This window comes from bacterium (genome assembly GCA_024226335.1).
Taxonomy (GTDB): Bacteria; Myxococcota_A; UBA9160; order SZUA-336; family SZUA-336; genus JAAELY01.
In genome coordinates this window covers 1-6765 of record JAAELY010000403.1, presented here as the reverse complement: position 1 = coordinate 6765, position 6765 = coordinate 1, and the positions used below count along the sequence as shown (strand labels likewise).

At 61.2% G+C, this 6765-nt stretch carries 7 protein-coding genes and 1 pseudogene; 6 read left to right on the top strand and 2 right to left on the bottom strand.

Annotated features, from left to right (window positions below; all coding sequences use genetic code 11):
* Nucleotides 1–504, bottom strand: a 504-nt coding sequence (locus tag GY725_20180; GenBank protein MCP4006502.1) for an IS256 family transposase, incomplete at its 3' end; no start/stop codon positions are given.
* A 314-nt stretch (nucleotides 505–818) separates the two neighbouring features.
* Between GY725_20180 and GY725_20175 the strand changes: the two genes are divergently transcribed.
* The 4 genes and pseudogenes from GY725_20175 to GY725_20160 all read left to right on the top strand — a co-directional run bounded on the left by GY725_20175 (nucleotide 819) and on the right by GY725_20160 (nucleotide 4456).
* On the top strand, nucleotides 819–1982 hold the full coding sequence (locus tag GY725_20175; GenBank protein MCP4006501.1) for a cystathionine gamma-synthase: 1164 nt from the start codon (nucleotides 819–821) through the stop codon (nucleotides 1980–1982).
* Nucleotides 1979–2413, top strand: coding sequence for a hypothetical protein (locus tag GY725_20170; protein ID MCP4006500.1), 435 nt, complete (start codon nucleotides 1979–1981; stop codon nucleotides 2411–2413). Before GY725_20175 ends, GY725_20170 begins: the two co-directional genes overlap by 4 nt.
* Nucleotides 2248–2865, top strand: a pseudogene (locus tag GY725_20165) (transposase family protein). The gene GY725_20170 and the pseudogene GY725_20165 overlap by 166 nt, the downstream one beginning before the upstream one ends.
* Nucleotides 2866–3166: 301 nt before the next feature.
* The gene (locus GY725_20160; protein MCP4006499.1) at nucleotides 3167–4456 is read left to right on the top strand and encodes a hypothetical protein; all 1290 of its coding nucleotides are present in this window, start codon (nucleotides 3167–3169) and stop codon (nucleotides 4454–4456) included.
* A gap of 114 nt (nucleotides 4457–4570) precedes the next feature.
* Here the strand turns inward: GY725_20160 and GY725_20155 are convergent, their stop codons facing one another.
* A complete protein-coding gene (locus tag GY725_20155) occupies nucleotides 4571–5188 on the bottom strand; it encodes a transposase (GenBank protein MCP4006498.1) in 618 nt (205 codons plus the stop codon).
* 148 nt (nucleotides 5189–5336) lie between these two features.
* On the opposite strand from GY725_20155, the gene GY725_20150 reads away from it, so the two are divergent.
* Entirely contained in the window at nucleotides 5337–5498 is a 162-nt protein-coding gene (locus GY725_20150) for a winged helix-turn-helix transcriptional regulator (protein ID MCP4006497.1), read from the top strand.
* Nucleotides 5499–5653: 155 nt separating this feature from the next.
* Entirely contained in the window at nucleotides 5654–6289 is a 636-nt protein-coding gene (locus tag GY725_20145) for a PEP-CTERM sorting domain-containing protein (protein MCP4006496.1), read from the top strand.
* Nucleotides 6290–6765: the final 476 nt, after the last annotated feature.

Sequence of the window (6765 nt, the reverse complement as noted above, 5' to 3'; positions counted from 1 at the left end):
GCGCACTCGGCGGAAACGACTCGCGGCATCGAGTACGGCCGAGCTGACCCAGCGGATCAGCATGGACCCACCTTGCCAGCGTTTCACGTTGCGGGTGTACGTTGCGATCGAGCCGTTGAGGTTCTCGATCGTGTTCGTGCTCCGCAGTGTCCGGTACAAGCCGCCGGTGATTCCGAGGCGTCGAAACGTCAGCGTTTCGTCGAGTCCCTCGCGAACCGATGCCGCCGCCCCAGGATGTTCCAGTTCGAGCGAGTCCGCCAGCTTCATCAGCCGCCGCTTTGCCAGCTTCGCGTCTGTCGTATCCCACGACTCGAGGAGTACCTTGTTCACGCTGGCATGGAGATGGGCGGGCAGGTGATCGAGGATGTTGCGCCGCTTGTGGATCTGACATCGTTGGATGAGGCCACAACGATCGAAGACCTTCACGATCGCATGTCGCAATGCCTTCGACCCGTCGATCACGAAGACACGTTCTGAGGGGCCCTTGTAGGGGCCCGGTTGCACGCACCCGTTCGAGAGCCCCCAGATTCCCCGAATGCCGGATCCCAACAGCCGAGAACGGATGGTCCTATTAGGGAGACAGCGGTGCTATACTTCCTATCCGCCGGACTTCGTGTCACGGGATCCACCGGGGCGCTGTCTGAGGAGACGGAGGCCGAAAGCCGCGCCAAGTCGAGAAACCGCGTCGATTCATCCTTGCGGCTCGCGTGTCTCGTAAGGGTTGCGCAAGACATCGAAGTGACAGCGGACTACTGGTGATCCGCGGATCAGAACGCCAAATCCAGCCAAACGAAGCCAAGCAGGAGACTAGCCGCGTGATCGATGACCTCCGATTTGAAACTCGTGCCATCCATGTAGGCCAAGCTGCCGATGAGGCGACCGGTGCGACTATCGTGCCCGTTTACCAGACAGCGACTTTCACGCAAGACGCCATCGGTAGCCATCGGGGTTACGAGTATTCGCGCAGCGGCAATCCGACTCGAGATGCTTTGGAAGTCGCTTTGGCGTCTCTCGAGGGCGGGCGATTTGGCTTCGGGTACGCGTCGGGGATGGCGGCGATTTCCGGCGTGATGCAGTTGCTCTCGGCGGGCGATCACGTGGTGGTTTGCGATGACCTTTACGGCGGAAGTTATCGGCTCTTTACCTCCGTGATGCCTCGCTATGACGTCCGCTTCACCTTCGTGGATGCCACCCAACCGGAGAACATCGAGAAGGCCATCGAGTCTTCGACAAAGATGTTGTGGATGGAAAGTCCGACGAATCCAATGCTGCGCCTGATCGATCTTGCGGCCTGCGGCGAGATCGCCAATCGCCACGACCTGCAATTAGTCGTCGACAACACCTTCGCGACCCCTTATCTACAAAATCCACTGCAGCTGGGCGCCCATGTGGTCGTGCATTCGACAACCAAATACATCGGGGGCCACTCCGACGTGATTGGTGGAGCGGTCGTCGTTGATGACGAGGAGACCGCGACCCGCCTTAAAGTGGCGCGCAACGCCACCGGTGGCGTCCCCGGGCCGTGGGATGCCTGGCTCACCTTGCGCGGCACCAAAACGCTGGCGTTGCGCATGCGCGAACACCAGGCCAATGCGATGAAGGTGGCCGAGTTTCTCACTCAGCGCCCCGAAGTCGCGCGTGTCCACTACCCGGGGCTCGCCGATCACCCCGGGCATGACTTGGCGCGTAGCCAGATGCGGGGCTTCGGGGGAATCGTGACCATTGATCTCGCCGGTGGCGACTCGGCCGCTCGAGTTTTTTGTGAGTCCACCGAGTATTTCGCGCTCGGCGAAAGCCTGGGCGGTGTGGAATCTCTGATCGGTTATCCGTGGACGATGAGCCACGGAGCCTTTGCGCCGGCAGAAAAACTCAGCAAGGGCATCAGCGAGGCGACGGTGAGACTTTCGGTCGGCATCGAGCATGCCGATGACTTGTGCGACGACCTCGCCCAGGCGCTGAAGCGCGCCGCGGAAGCAAAGTGAAACGGGCGATCTTGCTTGTCGACCACGGCAGCCGTCTCCCTGAGGCAAACGCCCAACTCACCGACGTCGCCGACGCCATCCGCAGTCGCGCCCCCGAGCGTATCGTCGCCGTCGCGCACCTCGATGTCGGCGAACCCGACATCGCCCCGAGGGTTGCGTCCCGGCATCGTCAAGTCAGCACAGGAGGCCGAAGCTGCGCAAGAGTCCGCTCGCATCGCCTCCGCCACGACCGCAGCGCAGCCCCGAGCCCCAACGGCCCTGCCAGGCGCTCGAGCGCAAGCGTCATGACGACGAATCGTGCGGCGAGACCGAGACCGAGCATCCCGGCTACCTGGGCTCGCAGGAGACGTTCTACGTCGGCACGATCAAAGGCGTGGGGCGAATCTACCAGCAGACGTTCGCCGACACGTACTCGAAGGTCGCGGCCGTGAAGCCGTACACGTCCAAGACGGCGATCACGGCGGCCGATCTCCTCAACGATCGCGTGCTTCCGTTGTTCGAGGAGAAGGGAGGTCGGCTGCTCCGGATCCTGACGGATCGTGGCACGGAGTACTGCGGTCGCCGAGACGAGCATCCTTATCAGTTCTTCCTCGCGATCAACGACATCGATCACACGAAGACGAAGGTGAAGAGCCCGCAGACCAACGGAATCTGCGAGCGCTTCCACAAGACGATCCTGCAGGAGTTCTATCAGGTCACGTTCCGCAAGACGTTGTACAGCGATCTCGATCAACTGCAGGCGGATCTCGACGCCTGGCTTCTCTACTACAACCAAGAGCGCACGCATCAAGGGAAGATGTGCTGCGGGAGGACGCCTAACGAGACCTTCCACGATGGCAGGAAGATCTGGGCGGAGAAGGAGATCGGCGAAATCGCCGCTTAGACCCGATCCGACAGACGGTCCGCAATCAGGGTGACTGTCAGATCAGATCGTGACTACTACAGATAATGGGCGATCCTACTAGGTAGATAGAGGGGCTATTCTTCCTATCCACCCCGTAGGTTCGCATACTCGAGTGGTATCATGGCGAAGTGTGCGCAGTGCCCTGATCGACGCCACGTGCTACACTTACCCACGCATGGTCCTCCGCCCGTCCCCATCGCTCCGCCGCGACCGTTTCCTCTGCTCCTCGGCCGTCATCTGTCTGCTGGCAACACTGCTCGTGTGGCCGGCGAGTCGTGCCTTGGCAGCCACTCCCATGCATCCTTTTCCGCAGCACGAGCAATACGCCTTGGGCACGTTGCGGCCCAATCACGTCGCCCAGAGCGCCCTGGACAGCGATGTTCGGAATCTCTACGACGCCTGGAAGACCCGATACCTGGATCAGAACGGGACCGAGGGGGATGGGCATCCGCGCTACCGCGTGACCGTCGATCGTGATCCCAACGCCAACACGGTTTCGGAAGGGCAGGGCTTCGGGATGCTGATCGCGGTGCTCATGGCGGGGCATGACCCCGCCGCCCAGACGATCTTCGACGGACTCTGGGAATTCGCCCTCGATCATCGCAGCAGCATCGACTCGCGCCTGATGGACTGGAAGGTTGCAGCCGACGAGATCCCCGACGCTTTGGGAAACGATTCCGCCTTCGATGGCGACGCCGACATGGCCTACGCACTGCTTCTCGCGGAGCGCCAGTGGGGCAACACCGGCCGCTTTCACTACGACAACGAAGCCGCTTCGGTGATGGACGGCATCCTGGCTTCCACCATCGGGCCGACCACGAGGCTTCCCCTGCTGGGCGATTGGGTCGATCCGGGGGGCGCCATCTATTCGGAGCACACCCCGCGCAGCTCGGACTTCATGACCGAACATTTCCGGGCCTTTGGCAACGCCAGTGGCTTGCCGGTCTGGGGAGACGTAGTCACCGCAGTGCAGAACGCAGTGGACGCAATGCAGTCGTCTCACGCACCCGTGACGGGTCTGTTGCCCGACTTCATGGAGCCCGTGTCTGGCGTCGACCCCACACTGCGGCCGGCTGATCCGGGCTTTCTCGAAGGCCCCAACGATGGCTTCTACTACTTCAACGCATTGCGCGATCCCCTGCGCCTGGGAATCGATGCACTGCTGACCGGCGACGCGCGCTCGACGACACAGGTTCAGAAGATGTCGCTCTGGATCGCCGGAGCCGCCGCCGGTGACCCGGCAAAGATTCTCGCCGGTTACGAACTGGATGGCACACCGCTCGCGGGCAGCGGTTACTTCACCAGCGCTTTCGCCGCTCCATCTGCCGTGGCCGCCATGACCGAGCCCACGCAGCAGGCATGGCTCAACGATCTGTACGACTCGGTGCGGCTGTCGGACGAGAACTACTACGAAGACACCATCAGCCTGCTGGCCATGCTGGTTCTGAGTGGCAACTACTGGAGCCCGAGCACGCCTCCGCGACCGATTCCAGCCCTCGGGATGCCTGCCGTCTCGGCGCTGATGGCTCTGCTGATGGTAGCGGGCGCTGTCGGGCTGAGCCGCAGCTAGCCTTGCTACTGCTCGAAGACACCTTTGAGCGCTGACCCGAGCATCACCGAAAGCCCGGTCGAAGCGGCGAATCCAATAGCCGACATCGCTGCACCCGAGTAGTCTAGACACCGGTCATAAGAGTTCTTGCGCCCCATCGGAATCGGGCTCAGTGCGCGCTCGAGGTGATTGGTGTCGAGCGGGACCTCGGGGTCGCCCAGGAACACCTGGAGCCCGCGGCGGCGCGCAAGCGCGCACTTCGAGCTTCTCCCGACCCGAAAGTCCTTCCGCCGCGATCCGCTCCTCGTGCTCGTAGAGCAGCCCGATCTGATCCAGCGCCACCTCCGACAGCCCTGGCTCGACCTCTTCGGACTTCACGAAGCCGCGACGGGCGTGCATCCAGCACAGCGCGTGCACCACCTCATCTCTGTGTGAGGCGAACCGGTCATACGCTTCGTAGCCGTCGCTGACCAGCGTGCCGCGGAAGTCCCCGAGGATCTCGCCGACATAACGTTTCGCGCGGGACGGCGCGTAGGGAAACGTGACTTCGTCCTGCTCGCCGTACACCGGCCAGAAGTACGCCGTTCGCATCTTGCCCTTGGCCTTGGCCTTGGCCTTGCGACCCGCCCGGATCGGCGTCTCGTTCATCGCTACCACCTGACCCGAGAGGATCGAGCAGAGCTGCGCTTCGTAGATCGGTTCCAACAAGTCGATCACGCGGCCGATCCAGTTCGATAGCGATCCCCTGCTCACCTCCGGATCCCGAGCGGTCGAGGCTCGTTCTCCCGCCGCTCTGAGGGGCCCTTGTAGGGGCCCGGTTGCACGCACCCGTTCGAGAGCACCCGGATTCCCCGTCCCCCGAATCTCTGCCGGCCGATAATGGGCGGTCTTATTAGGTAGATTGGGGCTCCGTACTTCCTATCTGCTGTGGGGCTACAGCAGCGATCCGCTGACCAACGTCGTCGAGGTCTACATGAGCCAGCTCCGCAAGAAGCTGGGCGACGGCAAGGATGAACGGTTGATCTACACCGTTCGTGGGTTCGGCTACAAGATCGAATCCTGAATCCCTGCTTTCGGCGTCCTCATCAAACGTTAATGCTTCCTTTAGGCACTCGTTCATCAGGCCACAGGGTTCGCTAACACTCGCCCGGTAGCTTCTCCCTCATAACTCGGACATCGCATTCTCGCGATGCCGACAACCGAAGAGGGAATATCCAAATGAGACTTCTTGTATTAGCCATGAGCGTTGCTTTTGCCCTTGCCATCAGCCAAGCTCACGCGACACCACTCAACTTTTCCGGATCGTTTTCCATAGACGATGTTGGTGGCTTTTCAACCCCGCTAGACATCGTTGTGGGCGACATCTTCCTTTTCAACATGACGATTGAAGACTCGACACTAGATTCCGAATATGCCGGTCCTGTATCCTTCATAAATGCCATAACTCAGTTTTCGCTAACTGCATCCACCACCAATCAAGGTTCGTTTGATCCCCGATCATTGGTAGTCGACGAAGGAAATATCTCCAACGACGGGCAGTTCCTGGTCTTCGATCTGTATTTCGACCCTACAGGTCTCTATTTCCTTGGAATCAACCTCCCAGACGTGCTCACTTGGAATCAAGAGCCTGGCGCATTCTACTCTCTATCAGACTCACTGAGCACTCCCATTGATACAGCATTCTGCGTGGGGTGTGGGACGTCGATAGATTGGCACTTTCATGATGGAGGCAGAGCCTTAGGTAGACTGACGGCATTTTCGGGGGGTGTTTTGGTCCCCGAACCCTCTTCAGCAGTGCTCCTACTTCTTGGGTTAGCGGGTCTCTCGTTTGTTAGGTCTCGGCATCGGGCATAGGGATTCTTGGCTGCGTTCTTGGCTACGTCCGATGAGAAGCGATTGGTCCAAGGATTCCCATGTCTTGCCGGCGGGCCGTCCTCGCCGACGCTCCCCTGCGAGGAGGGTCTGAGATGGCGGGGACGGTCCGGGAGGGCGCTCGCCCGAGACTGGCGCAGCGCGCTCGCTTCTGGCTTCAGCCACCACGAGGCCTGCGTGGTGTAGGGAAGACGGCCCGGGCCTACGCGAAGGCGCACGGGCTTGCCCGGCTGCCCGCGTCCGTTCGAGAGCACCCAGATTCCCCGACTGCCGGATCTCAACAGCCGACAATGGGTGGTTCTGTCAGGTAGATTGGGGGTAAGCGATCAAAGATCGGCGTCGTTGACTTCGTGAGCAAGGGTGGTGCGAGGTCAGCGCGGAGTCTGATCGAGGACGGAGCGATGGGGCTCTTCGGCGAAGCGGGTCTTCCACATCCGCGGCGTGAGCTCCTCGACGCG